Source organism: Xenorhabdus littoralis, from assembly GCF_033949345.1.
GTDB classification, from domain to species: domain Bacteria; phylum Pseudomonadota; class Gammaproteobacteria; order Enterobacterales; family Enterobacteriaceae; genus Xenorhabdus; species Xenorhabdus littoralis.
In genome coordinates, this window is record NZ_VCDP01000250.1 from 1 (window position 1) to 316 (window position 316).

Annotated in this window: 1 protein-coding gene; it reads right to left on the reverse strand. The window is 54.4% G+C overall.

The window, feature by feature from the left end:
• Positions 1-296: contractile injection system protein, VgrG/Pvc8 family (locus FE394_RS19510; RefSeq protein WP_319927969.1), on the reverse strand; the 296-nt coding region annotated here is incomplete at its 3' end.
• Positions 297-316 lie beyond the last annotated feature (20 nt).

Consider the following 316-nt stretch of genomic DNA (forward strand, 5'->3'; position numbering starts at 1 on the left):
CCGTAACTTTCAAATACGGTATAGGGCGTTTGGCTGCCGAAGTCACGGAAGCCTTCGCTGCTCTCCATATGGGAGAGGTGATAGCGCGGACTTTCCGGGTTGAAATCTTTATGGAAACTGCGTTGTGGACTCATTCCGACGCCCAGCCGCACCTGATAAATGGTCTCTGTCCCGTGCGCGGTTTCCGGCTGGGGCTGGTAAAGCAGCGGCAATCCGGCGGTCATCCCCAGATGGCTGTCACTGAAAAACAGCGTTTCATCCTCAAACCAGAAACTAATCCCCTCTTCCGCTGCCAACCGGCTGAAAAACCCATAGT